Source organism: Enterobacter sp. Sphag1F (genome assembly GCF_014193275.1).
Taxonomy (GTDB): Bacteria; Pseudomonadota; Gammaproteobacteria; order Enterobacterales; family Enterobacteriaceae; genus Pantoea; species Pantoea symbiotica.
The window spans coordinates 1-16,745 of record NZ_JACHZD010000001.1; the positions used below are offsets into that span (position 1 = coordinate 1).

A 16,745-nucleotide genomic window follows, 5' to 3' on the forward strand; every position below is an offset into this window, starting at 1 on the left:
AATGAGCTCGCTGCCCTTTTCTCTTCATTGGCAAACAACAAAAAGTGACATTTAAAAATGGGAAATCAGGGTGACATTATCAATATGGATAGACATTGGTTGTTACTCCAAAGCGCTAATGTCGTGCGCAACAACTCACAGATGTCGTCTCTGAACTAGCCTTAAATCTCCACAGGCTCAGCTCAGGATGCAGACTTTATGTTGGTGACTATGACAGATAAAGATCTTTACCGGCTCGGCATCATTCAGCGCGTTTCATTAACATAAATGCCTGTTTCTTCTCTATTTTGTTGGACTCAAAAAATGCCGGGCGTGATACCCGGCTCAAGAATATGTGCCCGCTGTCAGAAGCTGATCTTCACACCCAGCATCGCATTGCTGTCGCGGTAATGATTACCGCTCATCTGTTGACCGACGCTCCCCCACAAATTGACGCTTGAAGGTAACTTACTCTCAACGCCAACTCGCATTTCCGCGATATTTTTTTGGCCCTGGCTTGTCAGGCTGACATCATTCAGGTTGCTGCCAAAGTTCTTGGTATTGTTAATCCAGTTAGCTTCAATATAAGGCTGATATATAGCCTTCTGCGGTTCGTTTGCCGTTTTAAGTGAAGCGCGTAAACCCAATCGAGATTGCAGATTACCGTTACCCTGGCTGCTGACACGTGTGCCGTTTGCTTCGATAACATTATCCGTTTTTACATTCATCCAGATAAATTGCGCATTAGGTTCGATGAAGTAACTGTTCCTCGCCCTGTCCTCTCCCAATTTCCAGCTATAGCCACTTTCCAGTGAGGCGGTGAAGCCGTTCGATTTGTAACGTTCTGCAGGTAGGTGATCGCCATTTACGCTGTTATTAAACCAGCTGTACTGCAACCAACTGTCCACGTATGCGCCGGTCTGCTGCTGTGCTTGCTGATACCAGGTGCCATACACGCCAACATTATATCCGGTAGTGTGGCCCTGAGAACGATATCCGGTTACAGTTGAGTCACTATTACTACGTGCATTGCCATATCCCGCCATGGCGCCGAAGTGCAAGCTGTCGGTACCGTTCAGGCTACCGGTTGCGAGGTCGCCACCCAGTTGGAGTACATAACGGTTAGTCTCAGTTTTTATCTGTTCACTATTGTCACGCACCTGCTGATGACCACCGAGATTACGCATCCACAAACTGGTAGTTTTCTTCTCACCCGTCAGTGCGTCAACGTACTGCGTTTCACCACCGCGATCCTGCAGACGAATGTTGAACAACGTATTAGCGGCCGCGATGTTAGCGATGTAGTTCCCCACCTCAGGACGCACAATCATCTTCACCGGTTGCTGCGGACCAGATTCCCCTCCCGTACCCTCAACAGGATCGACGACAGGATCTACACCAGGAGCTCCCGGTGTGACTGGTGTGACTGGTGTGACTGGTGTGACTGGTTTCACCGTATTCACGTCACTGGTGAGATACCAGTTTTTATTGTCCGCGCCCTCGCCACGAGCCAGGTGATAGTCATAGGCTCCTGCAACAATACGGCCTTGTTGAGTGAAGACGCCGTCTGAACTGCCGTCCACGCTAATTAACTCAATACCGTGCAATGTCTGTGCACCGCTGCCGCCGGCATTATTGATTACTACGTCAGTGCTACCGTTGGTATTGCCAGTGACGTGAAGTTTATCGGTATCTGAATCATCTCCCGCCAGTACGGTGTTCATCACCAAGGTACCTCCGGTGCCATTGAAATCACCATTCACTGTTAGCGTGGATGAACGTCCGTTGCTGTGATCAAAACTCAGTGTGCTGCCATTCAGCGTCAGCGTATTCAGGCTAGAGCTGTCAGCCATATTCCACAGACTGCCGTTCTCCAACGTCAACGTCTGCAGGTTGACTGCGCTGCCAGTCCACTGCGAATCGTTTAACGCAATGCTGCTCGCTGTTGTAGCGGCCGGATAAACATTAACATCGCCTGTCATTACCGAACCATTGCTGGCAGAAACTTGTGCGCTGGTACCCGTGGCTGAAGCATCAAGCAGAGTTACACCCACTAATGCAGATCCATCCAAAGAAAGGTTAAGCGCGGAACCGTTCTGCAGTGTAATTGCACTACCCTCTACTGCGCTCAACTGCGTGTTGGTCAGTGTCAGCTTATTGTTACCGTTGATGCTGTTAATGCCAATCGCACCGTTGCCTGTCACGTTGAGCGAAGAATCGGCCAAAGTTACGCTGTTTGCAGCGCCGGCCATGCCATCGAAGGCCACCAGGTTTCCGCCATCAGCCACCTTGCCCTGAATGGAAATTCCACTAATATTGGCGCCGGATACTGCGGATATCGCCGTTGATCCTGCTTCTGCGTTTAGCGTGATATTGCGCGCATCCAGCGTTGATGCACCGCTGGCAGAAAGAGCCGCACCACTGCTGTTAATGGATAAGTTATCCGCGTTAATCCTGCTGCCCCCATTGGCAAAAATGCCTGCCGCATTTGCGCCAGTGGTAGTAATTGTCCCGCCGGTTATAATGAGATTTCCCGTTGTGCCGGTGGCATAAACCGCATGCGCATCAATGCCAGAGGTCATCACATCGTTCTGTTCAGACACTAAAGTGCCGCTATATGCATACAAGCCATTCGAATAATCACCTAACGTCGTGACCTGACTGTTTTTAAGGCTGATGTTACCCGCTGCTGCATTGGAATAGACAGCGTGGCCATTGCGACCGCTGGTATTAACAATTAAGCGATCACCGTTGATGGTTGCTCCGTTAGCATAAATCCCCAGGCCCACGGCATTAATGGTGGAGTCGCTGGCTGTCATGACTGAGCGTCCCCCTGCCACCAGGCCGCGACTACCACTGGTTACGCTGCCGTTGGTGAAAGTCACAGTACTGTTGGTTTCAGCGTATACACCATAGCCCGTGCCGCTGTTAACGGTTACGTTATCGGCAGTTAGTGATGCATTACGCGGCACATAAATGGCATGGGTGCCCGCACCACTCGCGCTGACTTGCGTTCCACTGATATTGACGCTGCCCTGATCAGAAGCGACTACGGCGTAGGCAGTTGTACCACTGGTGCTGATGCTACCACCGGTGAAAGTCATTTCACCCCCCGCATTAACACCCTGAATACCGTAATCACCTGCGGCGCTGGTAACGATATCCTGACCGCTATAGCTTTGGCTAACGCCATTGGCTATCAGCCCGGCATTTGCTACTCCCATGCTGCTGGTCAAAATCAAGGCAACCATATTGCGAACCCGGCGGGATTTACACTTTCCTTTGGCAAATTCAGAAGCAACAACAAACTGCCCTGTTACGTTATTCCAGACAATGCGGTAGATGATATTCATTAGACTCTCTCACTCAACAAACCCAGGCGACTTATGGAGCACAAGAGTAAGGATGTGAGTGACAGCGTTAAATCATACCGTTCCTATAGGTTTGTAGGACGCTTCTGAAGACACGAGAAATGTCTTGGATTTAAGGCAAAAAAGATCCTAATGAAAGTACTCACCTCGGGACGTTATGAAAACTAAGTCAATAAAAGAGGAACCGTTCATTGGTTCCTCTCGAATCACAAATACGCTTACGGACGTGCAGCCGTGCCATCTGGCAGACGCGCATTGGTCCAGTCCGGAATCCCACCCGATACCGGATATTTCGCTGCCTCTTTCAGATCGATATCCACGCCCAACCCCGGACGATCGCTGAGATACGCATAACCGCGATCAATCTCCGGACAACCTGGGAACACCTCCTGCAGCGCCTCGTTGACCGGCGTGTACTCCTGAATACCAAGATTGGTGATGCTCAGATCGATATGCAGGTTTGCCGCCACGCCAATCGGTGAGATATCGCCAGGACCATGCCACGCGGTGCGCACGCCAAACAATTCGGCAAAGGTCGCCAGTTTCTTCGCTGGTGTGATGCCGCCAATGGTGCTGACGTGGCAGCGAATATAATCGATCAGCTGGTTTTGAATTAACGGCTTCCACTCGTTGATTTGCGTAAACAGCTCGCCCATGGCAATCGGCGTACTACTTTGGCTGCGTAACTTGCTTAGCCAATCGATATTCTCCGGCGCAACCGGATCCTCAAGGAAAAACAGCTGATACGGTTCAAGTGATTTCGCCAGTTGAATCGAAGCGATTGGCGTGATGCGCTCGTGCACATCATGAATAAACTCCACGCCAAAGCCGAGTTTATTGCGCAGATGATCAAACAGGCGCGGTACGGCGCGCGCATAAGCATCCGGATCGAAATAGATGCCGTGCGTAGGATTACGCGGCGACACTTTTGGCTGAATATTGCGAGCCTTGGCCAGCTTGCCGGCAATCAGGCGTAAATCATCGGTACCCGCGCCGCCATACATGCCCATCTGACAGCGCACGTATTGATAGCCCTCCTCCATGCGCGCGCGAATGTTATCTTCAACTTCAATCTCATCTGCGCCGTCGCAGTGACGATAAAGCGGCACGCCATCACGACATTTGCCGCCAAGCAGTTCATATACCGGTAAGTCGGCCACTTTGCCCTTCAGATCCCACAGCGCCATATCCACACCGGAGAGCGCATTATTCATCACCGGACCATTACGCCAGTAACCGCTGACCGCCGCCGATTGCCAGATATCTTCGATACGCGCCGGGTCTTTACCGATCAAAAACGGCTTCATGTAGTTTTCGATGGCTGCGGCGACCGCATAGATGCGCTGAGTAAACGTGGCGCAGCCTAAACCGTATAAACCGGGTTCGCTGGTTTCGATTTTTACCACCACCAAATCAATGCCGCCTGGCGCGGTAAGGATGGTTTTTACATCGGTAATTTTCAGGTTACTCATCATGATCCTCACGGTAGCTGGATAACATGCTGTATGATGTCCTACATGTTATGTGTAGTAAAAAGCCCTGTTCAGGGCTTTTGGTTATTCAGTTATGGCGTACATCTTCAATGGCGTGCACGTTATGGGTCATCGCACTATTAAGCGTCTCGGCCGCCAGCGCCGCATCGCGGTTTTTCAACGCCATAAAGACTTTGATATGGGCTTCAACGCTTTCCAGCGTGATGCCTAACACCCGATTTAACTCTTCCAGGTAATGCACATAAATCCCTTTCAGCGATTCCATTACGTGGATGAACACCTTGTTGTGCGAGGCTTTCACAATCGCCAGATGGAAATCGTAGTCCGCCAGCGAGTACTTTTTGTAGTCATCTTTACTCACCAGCATGCGGTTCAAGGCGCTTTCGAGCACTTTTACATCCTCGTCGGTGGCGTTCTGAACTGCCAGCTCCATACATTTGAACTCGACGGTCTGACGGAAAACCCGCATATCATCAAACTCTTCCTGCGACAGATGCAGAATCGGCTGGTTATCACTGAACGATCCGTAGCGCGCCACTTCGCGGGTAACATATGTGCCCTTCCCCTGATGCGTCACCACTACGCCAAGGTCACGTAGCTTTTGCACGGCACTCCGCACGCTGACGCGGCTCACCTGAAAGGTTGCGGTCAATTCCGCTTCAGAGGGCAACTTACAGCCCGGCTCCCACAGACCATCCTGAATGTTCTGCTTCATCTGTTCGTAGATGACATCAACCACATTATGTTTTTGGATACTTTCCAGCGCCACGGCGTTACTCACTTGTCCTACATGTCTACCGTTTTTTAACGCGTCACTGCTCGCAACACAAGCAGCAATTTTTTGTATAGTAAAAGCGATAATACATAATTCCGTAATTTAATGATTACTTTCATTGGGTTAATCATCAAAGGTAGATGATTGCCTTCTGGCGATGACATTAAATATTTGTGAGATATCTTACAAATCTCTCGCCTGCCAATTGCTGCCTTTCTGCGCATGACGTAAAAGTAATTCATCCAACTTGTTAGTCATGTTACATGAAGGGCGTTTTGTTATGCAGACCTTATTTAACCTCTCCGGGAAAACCGCTCTGATCACCGGTTCAACACGCGGCTTAGGATTCGCTTATGCACAAGGCCTGGCGCAGGCCGGTGCAACAGTGCTGCTGAATGGCACACGTCAGGAGCATATGGATACGGCGCTGGAACAATTACAGAAGCAGGGATTTGACGCCCGAGGCTTTCTGTTCAATGTGGCCGATGAAGCTGCGATAGAAGCGGTTTTCCAGCAGCTGGATGAAGAGAATATTCACGTCGACATTGTGATCAACAACGCAGGTATTCAGTTCCGCAAACCGATGCTGGAACTAGCATTGAGCGACTGGCAGCGCGTGCTGGATGTCAATCTCACCAGCGCGTTCCTTGTTTCGCGTGCGGCAGCCAAACGCATGGTTGAACGCCAGCGCGGTGGGAAAATTATCAATATCGGATCGCTGACCAGCGAAGCCGCGCGCCCTACGGTCGCGCCTTACACTGCGGCGAAAGGCGGCATCAAACTGCTGACTAAATCGATGGCGGCTGAATGGGCGCCGTTCAATATCCAAACCAACGGCATCGGACCGGGCTACATCCTCACCGATATGAACGAAGCGCTGGTCCAAAACGAAGAGTTCAATAAATGGGTCTGCAGCAGCAATCCTTCTGGCCGCTGGGGAAAGCCCGACGAACTGGTGGGTACCGCCATCTATCTGGCGTCCTCTGCTTCCGATTACGTCAATGGCCAGATGATTTACGTGGATGGCGGCTGGCTCGCCACCCTGTAACAGCGACCTAAGCTGGGCATCAAGACTCAGCTGTATCCTACTCAAGCGACCTGAGGTCATACCATGAACCAGAATATTGCAGGGATTTTACCGGCCAGTCGGTGGGGAAAACTCATCCCGATTGCCTTTATTACCTATAGCCTCGCCTACCTCGATCGTGCCAACTACGGTTTCGGTGCCGCCGCAGGTCTGGCTGAAGATCTCAATATCACGCCCGCCATTTCGGCGTTACTTGGCGCACTGTTTTTCCTTGGTTACTTCTGTTTTCAGGTGCCGGGCGGTATTTACGCTGAAAAGCACTCGGCGAAGAAGCTGATTTTCTGGAGCCTGATCCTGTGGGGCGCATTGGCTACTGCGACCGGCATGGTGCACAGCGTGGCGCTGCTGGCGGTGATTCGCTTCCTGCTCGGCGTGGCGGAAAGTGTGGTGATGCCGGCGATGCTGATCTTCCTCAGCCACTGGTTCACGCGCGCGGAACGTTCCAAAGCCAATACTTTTCTGTTCCTCGGCAATCCGACTACCGTGTTATGGATGTCGATCCTCTCCGGCTATCTGGTGAATTCCTTTGGCTGGCGCGGCATGTTCATTATTGAAGGTGTGCCCGCCATTTTGTGGGCATTTATCTGGTGGAAAATTTATGCCGACCGACCGCGCGATGCCAAATGGCTGAGCGAAGCGGAAAAGCGTGCAGTAGAAAACGCGCTGGCGGCAGAGCAGCAATCGATCAAACCGGTTAAGAATTACCGTGAAGCCTTCCGCTCGCCTAAGGTGCTGGCGCTGGCCTTTATCCACTTCTTTTGGAATATCGGCATGTACGGTTTCATCATGTGGCTACCTTCAATGCTGAAGAGCGCGTCCGGCATGGGCATCGTCGCGACCGGTTGGCTCTCTGCCGCGCCCTATCTGCTCGCCGTGCCGCTGATGCTGACCGCATCCTGGTTCTCCGATAAATATCAGCAGCGTAAAAACATCGTGCTGCTTTTCCTTGGGCTGGGCGCGGTGTGCTTCATTGCTTCCTTTACGCTCGGTGCGACCCACTTCTGGCTCTCATGGGTGCTGTTGGTGATTGCTGGCGGTGCGATGTACACGCCGTATGGCCCGTTCTTCGCGGCGATTCCAGAAATGCTGCCACGCAACGTGGTGGCGGGCGCGATGTCCTTCGTGGTCTGTTTCGGCGCGCTGGGGTCGTTCGTCGGCGCGTGGATTGTCGGCTATCTCAACGGTCTGACCGGCAGCCCGGCGGCATCTTACGTATTCATGGGTGGATCGCTGGTTGTCGCGGTATTACTCACCGCGCTCACCACCTTTAGCAGCCTGAGCACGCCAACGGCACAAACCCGCTCTGCATACTAATAGAGAATGAAGTCATGACCATGAAACCCACGCGCACGCGGTTAAGCGTTTTATTCATGCTGTTTATTGTCACCGCGATTAATTACATGGATCGCGCTAACCTGGCGGTGGCCGGTTCCCATATTCAGGGCGAGTTTTTCTTATCCGCCACCCAACTCGGTTTGCTGTTTTCGATGTTTACCTGGTTTTATGCGCTGAGCCAAATTCCAGTCGGCTATCTGCTTGACCGGATTGGTTCGCGCTGGCTGTACGGCAGCGCGATTGTGTTGTGGAGCCTGTTTACCCTGCTGATGGGATTGGCATCGCATCACTTTTTCACCACCGCCACTGCGTCATTTATGATGCTGTTGGTGTGCCGCGCGCTGATTGGCGTGGCGGAAGCGCCCTCTTTTCCCTCCAACACCAAAATCATCGCCACCTGGTTTCCCGACCATGAACGTGCGCGTGCAACGGCAACCTACTCCAGCGCGCAATATATTGGCCTGGCGCTGCTGACGCCGGTGCTGTCGTTTATCGTCAGCCAATGGGGCTGGGAAATGTCGTTTTATCTCTCTGGCCTGGTTGGGATTGTGTTCGGTATTTACTGGCTGATTGTCTATCGCGATCCGCAGCACAGCAGCAAAGTGAATGATGCGGAACTCGATATTATCCGCAAAGGCGGCGGTCATGGTTCGGTAAATCAGCAAACCGGCAACGGCAAAGTTAACTGGCAGTCGGTGAAATACATCCTGCGTCAGCGCACCACATGGGGTTTGTTTATTGCGCAGTTTGCGGCTTCATCGACGCTCTACTTTTTCCTGACCTGGTTTATTGTCTATCTGGAAAAAGGGCTGCATCTGTCGATCGATAAAGCGGGGATTGGCGCGATGTTCCCTTATCTGATGGCGATGGCGGGCGTGCTGTGTGGCGGAACGCTGAGTGATTTCCTGTTGAAGCGTGGCCGCAGCCGCACTTTTGCGCGCAAGCTGCCGGTGATGCTGGGCATGTTGCTTACCTGCTCGATTGCGCTGGTGAATTTCTTCCAGGACAGCCCGGTAATTGCCATTGCCATTCTCTCTATCGCTTTCTTCGCCAACGCCTTCTCTAATCTCGGCTGGGTGGTGTGCAGCGATGTGATTCCGCGCCACTTAATCGGCACCATCGGCGGCTTTCTGAATATTTTTGGCAATCTTTCCGGCATTGTCAGCCCGATCATCATCGGCGTTATTTTGCAGCGCACCCACAACTTCCAGTACGCCATGTGGTACATCGCTGCCGTCGCGCTGATGGGCTTTTTGGCCTACCTGCTGCTGGTTGGCAAAATTGAAGTGATGACGCCGCCCGGCGAAGAACACGCTGACAATAAAAAGAAATTCGAAACCCCTTCAAACGCATAGAGAGAAGCATAATGCAGCAGAAAACAGTGAACGCGGTGATCGTCAATGCCGCACATGATGTGCGCTGTGAGTCGCGGGAAATTGAGTGGAACACGCAACAAGTGTTGGTCAAAGTTGAGCGTGGCGGGATTTGTGGCTCGGATATTCACTATTTCCAGCATGGACGCGCGGGCATGTCAGTGCTGAAAGCGCCGATGATTTTAGGCCATGAGTTTGTTGGTATCACCGAGCAAGTGCCAGAAAACAGCGACCTGAAAGTTGGCCAGCGCGTGGCGATCAACCCTTCCCAACCCTGCCAGTTGTGTGCGCTGTGTCAGGAAGGAAAACAGAACCTTTGCCGCTCAATGCGCTTTATGGGCAGCGCGCAGTTTTTTCCGCATGTTAACGGCGGATTTGCCCAATATGTGGCGGTGAATCCCGTGCAGTGCGTACCGTACGGCGATGATGCAGAGGCCAAAGTTATGGCTTTTGCCGAACCGCTGGCAGTGTGCATTCATGCGGTACGTCAGGCGGGTGATTTAACCGGCAAGCGTGTGCTGGTCACCGGCGCCGGACCGATCGGTTGTCTGGTGATAGCGGCGGCACTGGCTTCGGGGGCCACCGAAGTGGTAGCTACCGATATCAGCGAACGTTGCTGTCAGCTGGCGAACGAGATGGGCGCCAGCGCGGCGATCGATCCGCGTGACGAACAGCAAACTGCGCGCTGGGCAGAAAATGGCGGCAGTTTTGATGTCTGCTTTGAAGCTTCTGGCGCAGGCGCGGCGGTGGCTTCGCTGGTTGCCTTTACCCGTCCGGGCGGCATTATCGTGCAACTCGGCATGGGCGCGGCTGAAGTAAACTATCCTATCGGACCGTTGCTGGTCAAAGAGATACAGCTGCGTGGCTCCTTCCGCTTCACCAGCGAGTTCACCACTGCGGTACGCTGGCTCGAGCAAGGCAAAATCAATCCGCTGCCGCTGCTATCAGCCGAAATGCCCATGCAGGATGCGGCACTCGCGCTGGAACTGGCTGCGGATAAAGATCGAGCCGCCAAAGTACAGTTGGTTTTCTAAGCGTAAAAAAACGGCTGATGCGATGCACCAGCCGTTGTCATACGTTTTCGCACTATTCGGTTACTTCAAACGGAATGCCACCACGCTGTCACCCGCCTGGGTGCCGAGCGAACCGTGACCGCCTGCTGCAATCACCACGTACTGCTTACCGTCTTTACCCATAAAGGTAGACGGCGTGGCTTGCGCACCGGCACTCAGCTCGGTTTGCCACAGCAGTTCGCCGGTGGTGCTGTCGTAGGCGCGGAAGAAGTTATCCGCGGTTGCACCGTGGAACACCAAATCACCCGCAGTCAGCAATGGACCACCGTGCGCCACCATGCCCATCGGGAAACCGATTGGGAAGCGGCCAGGCAGGAAGCTGGTCTTCAGGTTTTTGGTGACGCCCACGCGACGCAACCATTCGGTTTTACCGGTCTTCAGATCAACGCCCACCATGCGGCCCCAAGGTGGCGCAACACATGGAATGCCGAGGCCAGAGGCCATCTGCTGGATATGAATCGCGTAATCACCGTGGAAGTTTTCGTTCCAGTATGGCGTGCCATCTTTGGTGAACAGGCGCTCGGTGGCGGTCTGCTCGCTGCGTTTGATCAGGTTGTACTTGTAAGCCAGACGTACTGGCGCGGCAATCAGCATTTGACGCTGCGGATCGACGGCAACAGAACCCCAGTTGAACACACCAATGTTGCCAGGGAAGATCAGCGAACCACCTTCAGTTGCTGGCGTCCACGGATTGCCATCATAGCGCAAGCTACGGAAATCCATGCGGCATGACATCTGGTCAAACGGCGTGATTCCCCACATTGACTTCTCAGTCAACGGCTGCGGGATGAAGTTCAGGCTGGAAACCGGCTGGGTTGCCGCAAATTTCTCACCCGCGACGCCACCTTCAGTAGAGACTTTTACCTGGTTTACCGGATACACCGGCTGGCCGGTAAGACGGTTCAGCACAAACAGGTTGCCGGTTTTGGTCGGCAGGATCACCACCGGCTGCTTCTGGCCCTGATAATCGATGTCCACCAGCGAAGGCTGTGACGGATTATCGCGGTCCCACAGATCGTGGTTGGAGCTCTGATAGCGCCATTTGAACGCACCGGTTTGCAGATCCAGCGCCACCAGCGCATCGCGGAACTTCTCGGTGTTGCTGTTCGGATCGCGTTCAATGCCCACTTCATCTGGTGAAGCGTTACCAAACGGCACATACACCACGCCGTTTTTCAGGTCAGCACTCAGCGTGCCCCACGCTACTGGCGTGTCCTGCGGGTAGTTTTGACCGGCAGCGATTGGTGCGGTGTTTTCCGGGTTGGCCGGATCAAAATTCCACACCAGACGACCGCTTTGCACGTCATACGCACGAATCACGCCTGACGGGTTGCCGCTGTTGAAGCCGTTATCCATCACGGAACCGCCAACGATCACCAGCTTGCCCGCGACCAGCGGTGCTGCGGTTTGCATCAGCGCATGTGGACGCACTTCACCCATGTTGGCGTGCAGATCAACCACACCGTTCTGACCGAAATCAGCACAAGGTTTACCGGTATCGGCATCCAGCGCAATCAGCTGGGCATCGGTGGTGGCGTTAAAGATACGCTTACGGCAGATAGCCGGATTCGCTGCGCTATCCTGCGCGGCAACCGGGGTTTCTTCGTAGTAGCTTACGCCGCGACAGGTTTGATGCTGCTGCAGGTAAGAGCGATCTTTATTCGGCGTGAATTTCCACTTCACCGCGCCGGTTTCCGGATCAAGCGCATGCACTTCGTTATGCGGCGTACAGAAGTACAGCATGCCGTTGGCTTTCAGCGGCGTGGCTTCGAAGGTGTATTCGCTGGCATCCGCATCCTGACGCAGATCACCCGTATGATAAGTCCAGGCAACTTCGAGGTTTTTGACGTTCTCTTTGCTGATCTGATTCAGCGATGAGAAACGCAGGCCGTCAGACGAACCACCGTACGCAGTCCAGTCGTTAGCAGCGCCCTGCTCGCTGTTCTGTTCGCGGGCATTGCTGATGGTGCCTTGCTGCGGAACCGGATCGTAGAAGCACAGACCAATCACCACCACAATCATGATAATCACGGTGCCGCCGAGGAAGCCGTGGAAACGGCGTTCACCGCGATACAGCGGTTTCACCACCCACGGCATCGCCAGCCACAGGCCGATCACACCGAACAGGTCACCGCGTGGGATCCACTGCCATTTATCAAAGCCCACTTCCCAGATAATCCAGGCGAGCGTAATCCACATCAGCACCGCATACAGAGCCAGCGCGCTGCGCTGGTTGCGGAACAGTAAAATTGCGGTAATGAGTAAGCCCACCGCCATCAGTGCATAGAAGGCGCTGCCGCCCAGCATTAACAGCTTGCCGCCCATGTACAGCAAGGCAATCGCCAGAATCGCGAGCACGATACTGGTTAGTTTGTTAACCATGCTAATCCCTCAACCATTTTCATCGAAAAACCTCAAAAATAACCCCACATAAAATCAACAGAATTTTAACGTACGTTACCGTTTAGTAAAAACCCGTTGCGAGGTGTGTCGTTAGCTCCGCTAATGAATGTAGTTTGGCTAATGGCTGCCAGCTACCGCCTCGCTCAATGTGTGACTGAAATCACGTTTCATTTTCGTTGAGAGAATTAATCATTAGTGAGGAAAATTCGCATTTTTTGATAACGGTAAATGGCGAGAGTACGCGATTTGCTGGCTTTTGCGCCTGAGACATAACCTTGTGCGGATTTATTACTACGCCCGCTGTAGTTGAAAACTTACGCTGTTTTCTTTTTACCCGGGAAACGTTATGAAAATCACTTTATTAGCTTGCTCATTGTTGCTCCTCACGGTGACTTCACAGGCTGCCAGCAACGAACTGATCGTTGGCGATCAAAAAGGTAATGCTCGCGCAGTGATGTCCGCCGCCGGCGAGCTCAACAATGTGCCATATGAAATCAAATGGTATGAGTTCCCCAACGCTGCGCCGCTACTGGAGTCGCTCAACTCCCAGCATCTGGATGCCGGATTGGTCGGCGATGGTCCGCTGTCATTTGCCGTAGCGGCGGGCGCGCAGATCCGCGCCATTCAGGCATCGCAATATCTCGGCAATGCCATCGTGGTGAAAAAGGATAGCGCCCTGCACAGCATCGCCGACTTAAAAGGCAAAAAAGTGGCGACGGTAAAAGGTTCGGCCGGACAAAATATGGTGCTGAATGCGCTGCACGAAGCGGGTTTGCCAGACGACAGCGTCAGTTTTGTCTTTACTACGCCGTCGGAAGCAACGCTGGCGCTGGATAATGGCGCGGTGGATGCGGTGGCAACCTGGGAACCCTATGTGTCGTTTGCCGTGGCCCAATCCGGCGATCGTATCGCCATCGACGGCAAAAACTCTCCGGTTTCAAACTATCTGGTGGCGACCGATAGCGCCATCGCCAGCAAGCGAGAGCAGCTCGCAGACTTCCGTCAGCGCCTGATCCGCGCACGCGCGTGGGGCGTGGCTCATCCACAAGCGTACGCCAGCGAGATCGCCAAACTGCTGCGTCTGCCAGATGCGGTGGCGCTGAGCAAAGTACAGCGTGAAAACAACGCGCCGGTAGAAGATTACGCCTTGGTGGAAAAACGCCAGCAGCTGGCGATTGATACCTTTACCCGCGGCGGCCTGATCAAACCCGGCTTAAAAGCCGACAAACTGGTGGATGCCTCCTTCTTTAACGCCAACGGAGCCGCCAAACCATGATGAATCTGGCGCTCTACCTCGACTCTGGCATTCATCAGGGCGGCTGGCGTCATCCCGATTCGGCCGCGACTGGCGGCAGCAATTGGCCGCTGTATCGCAAAATTGCCCAGCGCGCCGAAGCCGCGAAGCTGGACATGATTTTTGTCGCTGACAAGCTGGCGATTGATGATGTTTATGGCGGTCATCTGACGCACACCGTGCAGCATCGTCAGGTTGGCTGGTCTGAACCTTTAACATTATTAGCCGCGCTGGCGGCGGTGACTGACCACATCGGACTCGGCGGCACGGTTTCCTCCTCCTATTCGGTGCCGTATACCACCGCGCGTCAGTTGGCCAACATCGACCACATCAGCGGCGGGCGCGCGGCGTGGAACGTGGTTACCTCGCTGAGCCACGCCGAAGCGCGCAACTTTGGTCGCAGCGAACACTTCAGCCATGAGGATCGCTATCGCCGCGCGGCCGAATTTATCGACGTAATGAAAGCGCTGTGGGACAGCTTTGAAGAGGACGCGCTGATTCTGGATAAAGCCCAGGCGCGCTTTGCCGACCCGGCACGCTTCCATCGACTTGATCATCAGGGTGAATCTTTCGACGTGCAGGGCCCGCTGAACCTGCCGCGCCCGCCGCAAGGGCATCCGGTGGTGATTCAGGCTGGCGTCTCGGAGGCCTTTATCGATCTGGCGGCGCAACAGGCGGAAGTGCTGTTTGTGGTGCAACCCAATCGGGAACGCGCGCAGCAGTTCTATCAAACCCTGAAACAGCGTGCGCAGCAGTATCAGCGTCAGCCCGATCAACTGCGCATTCTGCCTGGCATGGTGCCGATTGTCGGCACCACGCAGCGCGATGCCGAGGAGCGTGCGGCATACCTCAAATCATTGATTACTGTGGAATCGGGCCTGAGCTTTGTCTCGGCCAGCATGAATATCGATCTGTCGCAGTATCCGATTGATGGTCCGGTGCCGGATCTGCGTGAAAAGATTACCGGTAGCAAAGGCCGTTTCCAGTATGTGATTGCCAGCGCCATTGAGCAGAACCTGACGCTGGGTGAGATGGCGAAACGCTACGCGGAAAGCTTGTCTTTCCCGGCGCCGACCGGCACAGCGGATAGCATTGCGCAGCAGATGATTGACTGGTATCAACATCAGGCCTGCGACGGTTTTGTCATTCTGCCCACCTACATTGATGAGAACGAAGATCGCTTCCTCGAACAGGTTGTACCGCGATTGCAGGACGCGGGCGTCTTCCGCAGAGACTATCAGCCGGGCACGCTGCGCGATCGTTTAGGCTTAGTAAAGCCGGAAAATCGCTTTCACAGTTAGACATTAATTGAAATAACTTAATAGATCATAAAAGTACCGCTGCGATTATTCCTGGCAACGATTATCGCAGCGGTGCGAATAAGCGCATTTTTATTACACTTTCATTTCCGCAGTCTTTATTTAAGATTTTTTGAATTGATAAGCTATTACACCGCAATATCTTTTTGAGAGTTTCCTCAGCCTGTTATCCCCAATTGAGCGTGATATAAATCACATAACTGCTCTGCGGCAAGTCCGCTATAAAAAAGAAGGTTATGATGATTAGCGCAGATTTCTTTTATCGTAAATTACGTTTTCCTTTTAAACTCACACATGCTGCTTTTAAATTTCCGGTTGCCAATGCGCGTGCCAGGCAATATCAGGTGATATCGCCTGAGCAAACCATTGACCTGCTGCTCAACAACGACAAGCTCTCCATAAGCCGCTATGGCGACGGCGAACTGGAAATGACCTTGTTCAAGAATATCGGTTTTCAATCTTTCGATGAACGTCTCTCGATTCGCCTTAAAGAGATATTACGTCGCGGAAGCCAGCCGAAGAATACGTGCTTATTGTGTTTGCCCGATGCGTTTCGCGGCACCTCGAATATGCGTTTTGGTTCGGCCCTATTCTGGTTTTTTCATAAAGCGTTTTATTTCCGCCATTATGAAGCGTTATTAAAGAAAGATTATCGCTATGGTAATACCTCTGTTACGCGTCCCTATCATGACTATAAGGATAAGCAACAGGCTGCTCGCGTGTTTAATAAGTTCAGGCAACTGTTCAGTGACAAAAAGATATTAATTGTGGAAGGTAGCGGCACGCGTCTCGGCATCGGCAACGATTTGCTCGGCGGCGCGCGGGAGATTAAGCGTATCACCACGCTCAATCGCAACGCTTTCTCGGTTTACAACGATCTCTACAGCGCCGTCCTGGCGCATGCACGCGATTACGATATGGTACTGATGTCGCTCGGCCCCACCGCAACGGTGCTGGCTTACGATCTCAGCCAGCATGGCATTCGCTGTATTGATACCGGCCACATTGATATCGAGTATGAATGGATGCGCAGTGCCGCGCGTGACAAGGTGCAGGTGGCTGGCAAGAACGTCAATGAAGTTGGCGTGTTGCTCAGCGACAATGCGCGCGACGCCGATGAGCACTATCGCCAGCAGATTTTGTTGCATGTCGGGCTGCCACAGGAAGCGGTGCTGTCGGCGATGGTGATGCATCCGCCGGTCTAATCCATATCGCAAGCAATCGCAAAAACAGGGTGTTTTGA

The 16,745-nt window shown here is 53.1% G+C and carries 11 protein-coding genes; 7 read left to right on the forward strand and 4 right to left on the reverse strand.

The window, feature by feature from the left end; translation table 11 throughout:
* Window positions 1–344: 344 nt before the first annotated feature.
* The 3 genes from FHW71_RS00005 to FHW71_RS00015 all read right to left on the reverse strand — a co-directional run bounded on the left by FHW71_RS00005 (window position 345) and on the right by FHW71_RS00015 (window position 5,612).
* Window positions 345–3,332, reverse strand: coding sequence for an autotransporter outer membrane beta-barrel domain-containing protein (locus FHW71_RS00005; protein ID WP_179450850.1), 2,988 nt, complete (start codon window positions 3,330–3,332; stop codon window positions 345–347).
* Window positions 3,333–3,568: 236 nt separating this feature from the next.
* Window positions 3,569–4,825: an enolase C-terminal domain-like protein gene (locus tag FHW71_RS00010; protein WP_255348924.1), complete on the reverse strand. Its 1,257-nt coding sequence runs from the start codon at window positions 4,823–4,825 to the stop codon at window positions 3,569–3,571.
* Window positions 4,826–4,910: 85 nt separating this feature from the next.
* Entirely contained in the window at window positions 4,911–5,612 is a 702-nt protein-coding gene (locus tag FHW71_RS00015; RefSeq protein ID WP_008104106.1) for a FadR/GntR family transcriptional regulator, read from the reverse strand.
* A 286-nt stretch (window positions 5,613–5,898) separates the two neighbouring features.
* Between FHW71_RS00015 and FHW71_RS00020 the strand changes: the two genes are divergently transcribed.
* The 4 genes from FHW71_RS00020 (at window position 5,899) to idnD (ending at window position 10,447) form a co-directional block, all read left to right on the forward strand.
* Complete coding sequence (locus tag FHW71_RS00020; protein ID WP_179450848.1) at window positions 5,899–6,666, forward strand: SDR family oxidoreductase; 768 nt, start codon at window positions 5,899–5,901, stop codon at window positions 6,664–6,666.
* 63 nt (window positions 6,667–6,729) lie between these two features.
* The gene (locus tag FHW71_RS00025; RefSeq protein WP_179450846.1) at window positions 6,730–8,019 is read left to right on the forward strand and encodes an MFS transporter; all 1,290 of its coding nucleotides are present in this window, start codon (window positions 6,730–6,732) and stop codon (window positions 8,017–8,019) included.
* A 20-nt stretch (window positions 8,020–8,039) separates the two neighbouring features.
* Complete coding sequence (locus tag FHW71_RS00030; protein ID WP_154156516.1) at window positions 8,040–9,395, forward strand: MFS transporter; 1,356 nt, start codon at window positions 8,040–8,042, stop codon at window positions 9,393–9,395.
* An 11-nt stretch (window positions 9,396–9,406) separates the two neighbouring features.
* The gene (idnD, locus tag FHW71_RS00035; RefSeq protein WP_218889041.1) at window positions 9,407–10,447 is read left to right on the forward strand and encodes an L-idonate 5-dehydrogenase; all 1,041 of its coding nucleotides are present in this window, start codon (window positions 9,407–9,409) and stop codon (window positions 10,445–10,447) included.
* 60 nt (window positions 10,448–10,507) lie between these two features.
* Here the strand turns inward: idnD and FHW71_RS00040 are convergent, their stop codons facing one another.
* Window positions 10,508–12,868, reverse strand: a complete 2,361-nt coding sequence (locus FHW71_RS00040; RefSeq protein WP_061720084.1) for a membrane-bound PQQ-dependent dehydrogenase, glucose/quinate/shikimate family — start codon at window positions 12,866–12,868, stop codon at window positions 10,508–10,510.
* Window positions 12,869–13,235: 367 nt separating this feature from the next.
* Here FHW71_RS00040 and FHW71_RS00045 point away from each other — a divergent pair, with 367 nt between their 5' ends.
* The 3 genes from FHW71_RS00045 (at window position 13,236) to FHW71_RS00055 (ending at window position 16,707) form a co-directional block, all read left to right on the forward strand.
* On the forward strand, window positions 13,236–14,165 hold the full coding sequence (locus FHW71_RS00045) for an aliphatic sulfonate ABC transporter substrate-binding protein (protein WP_179450844.1): 930 nt from the start codon (window positions 13,236–13,238) through the stop codon (window positions 14,163–14,165).
* Window positions 14,162–15,484, forward strand: coding sequence for an LLM class flavin-dependent oxidoreductase (locus tag FHW71_RS00050; protein WP_179450842.1), 1,323 nt, complete (start codon window positions 14,162–14,164; stop codon window positions 15,482–15,484). The genes FHW71_RS00045 and FHW71_RS00050 overlap by 4 nt, the downstream gene beginning before the upstream one ends.
* 257 nt (window positions 15,485–15,741) lie before the next feature.
* Window positions 15,742–16,707, forward strand: coding sequence for a GT-D fold domain-containing glycosyltransferase (locus FHW71_RS00055; RefSeq protein WP_179450903.1), 966 nt, complete (start codon window positions 15,742–15,744; stop codon window positions 16,705–16,707).
* Window positions 16,708–16,745: the final 38 nt, after the last annotated feature.

What these genes read in the sequence shown, in the direction of transcription:
- FHW71_RS00005 (WP_179450850.1), bottom strand. Translation starts at nt 3,332, where the DNA reads ATGAATATCATCTACCGCATTGTCTGGAATAACGTAACAGGGCAGTTT.
- FHW71_RS00010 (WP_255348924.1), bottom strand. Translation starts at nt 4,825, where the DNA reads ATGATGAGTAACCTGAAAATTACCGATGTAAAAACCATCCTTACCGCG.
- FHW71_RS00020 (WP_179450848.1), top strand. Translation starts at nt 5,899, where the DNA reads ATGCAGACCTTATTTAACCTCTCCGGGAAAACCGCTCTGATCACCGGT.
- FHW71_RS00025 (WP_179450846.1), top strand. Translation starts at nt 6,730, where the DNA reads ATGAACCAGAATATTGCAGGGATTTTACCGGCCAGTCGGTGGGGAAAA.
- FHW71_RS00030 (WP_154156516.1), top strand. Translation starts at nt 8,040, where the DNA reads ATGAAACCCACGCGCACGCGGTTAAGCGTTTTATTCATGCTGTTTATT.
- idnD (WP_218889041.1), top strand. Translation starts at nt 9,407, where the DNA reads ATGCAGCAGAAAACAGTGAACGCGGTGATCGTCAATGCCGCACATGAT.
- FHW71_RS00040 (WP_061720084.1), bottom strand. Translation starts at nt 12,868, where the DNA reads ATGGTTAACAAACTAACCAGTATCGTGCTCGCGATTCTGGCGATTGCC.
- FHW71_RS00045 (WP_179450844.1), top strand. Translation starts at nt 13,236, where the DNA reads ATGAAAATCACTTTATTAGCTTGCTCATTGTTGCTCCTCACGGTGACT.
- FHW71_RS00050 (WP_179450842.1), top strand. Translation starts at nt 14,162, where the DNA reads ATGATGAATCTGGCGCTCTACCTCGACTCTGGCATTCATCAGGGCGGC.
- FHW71_RS00055 (WP_179450903.1), top strand. Translation starts at nt 15,742, where the DNA reads ATGATTAGCGCAGATTTCTTTTATCGTAAATTACGTTTTCCTTTTAAA.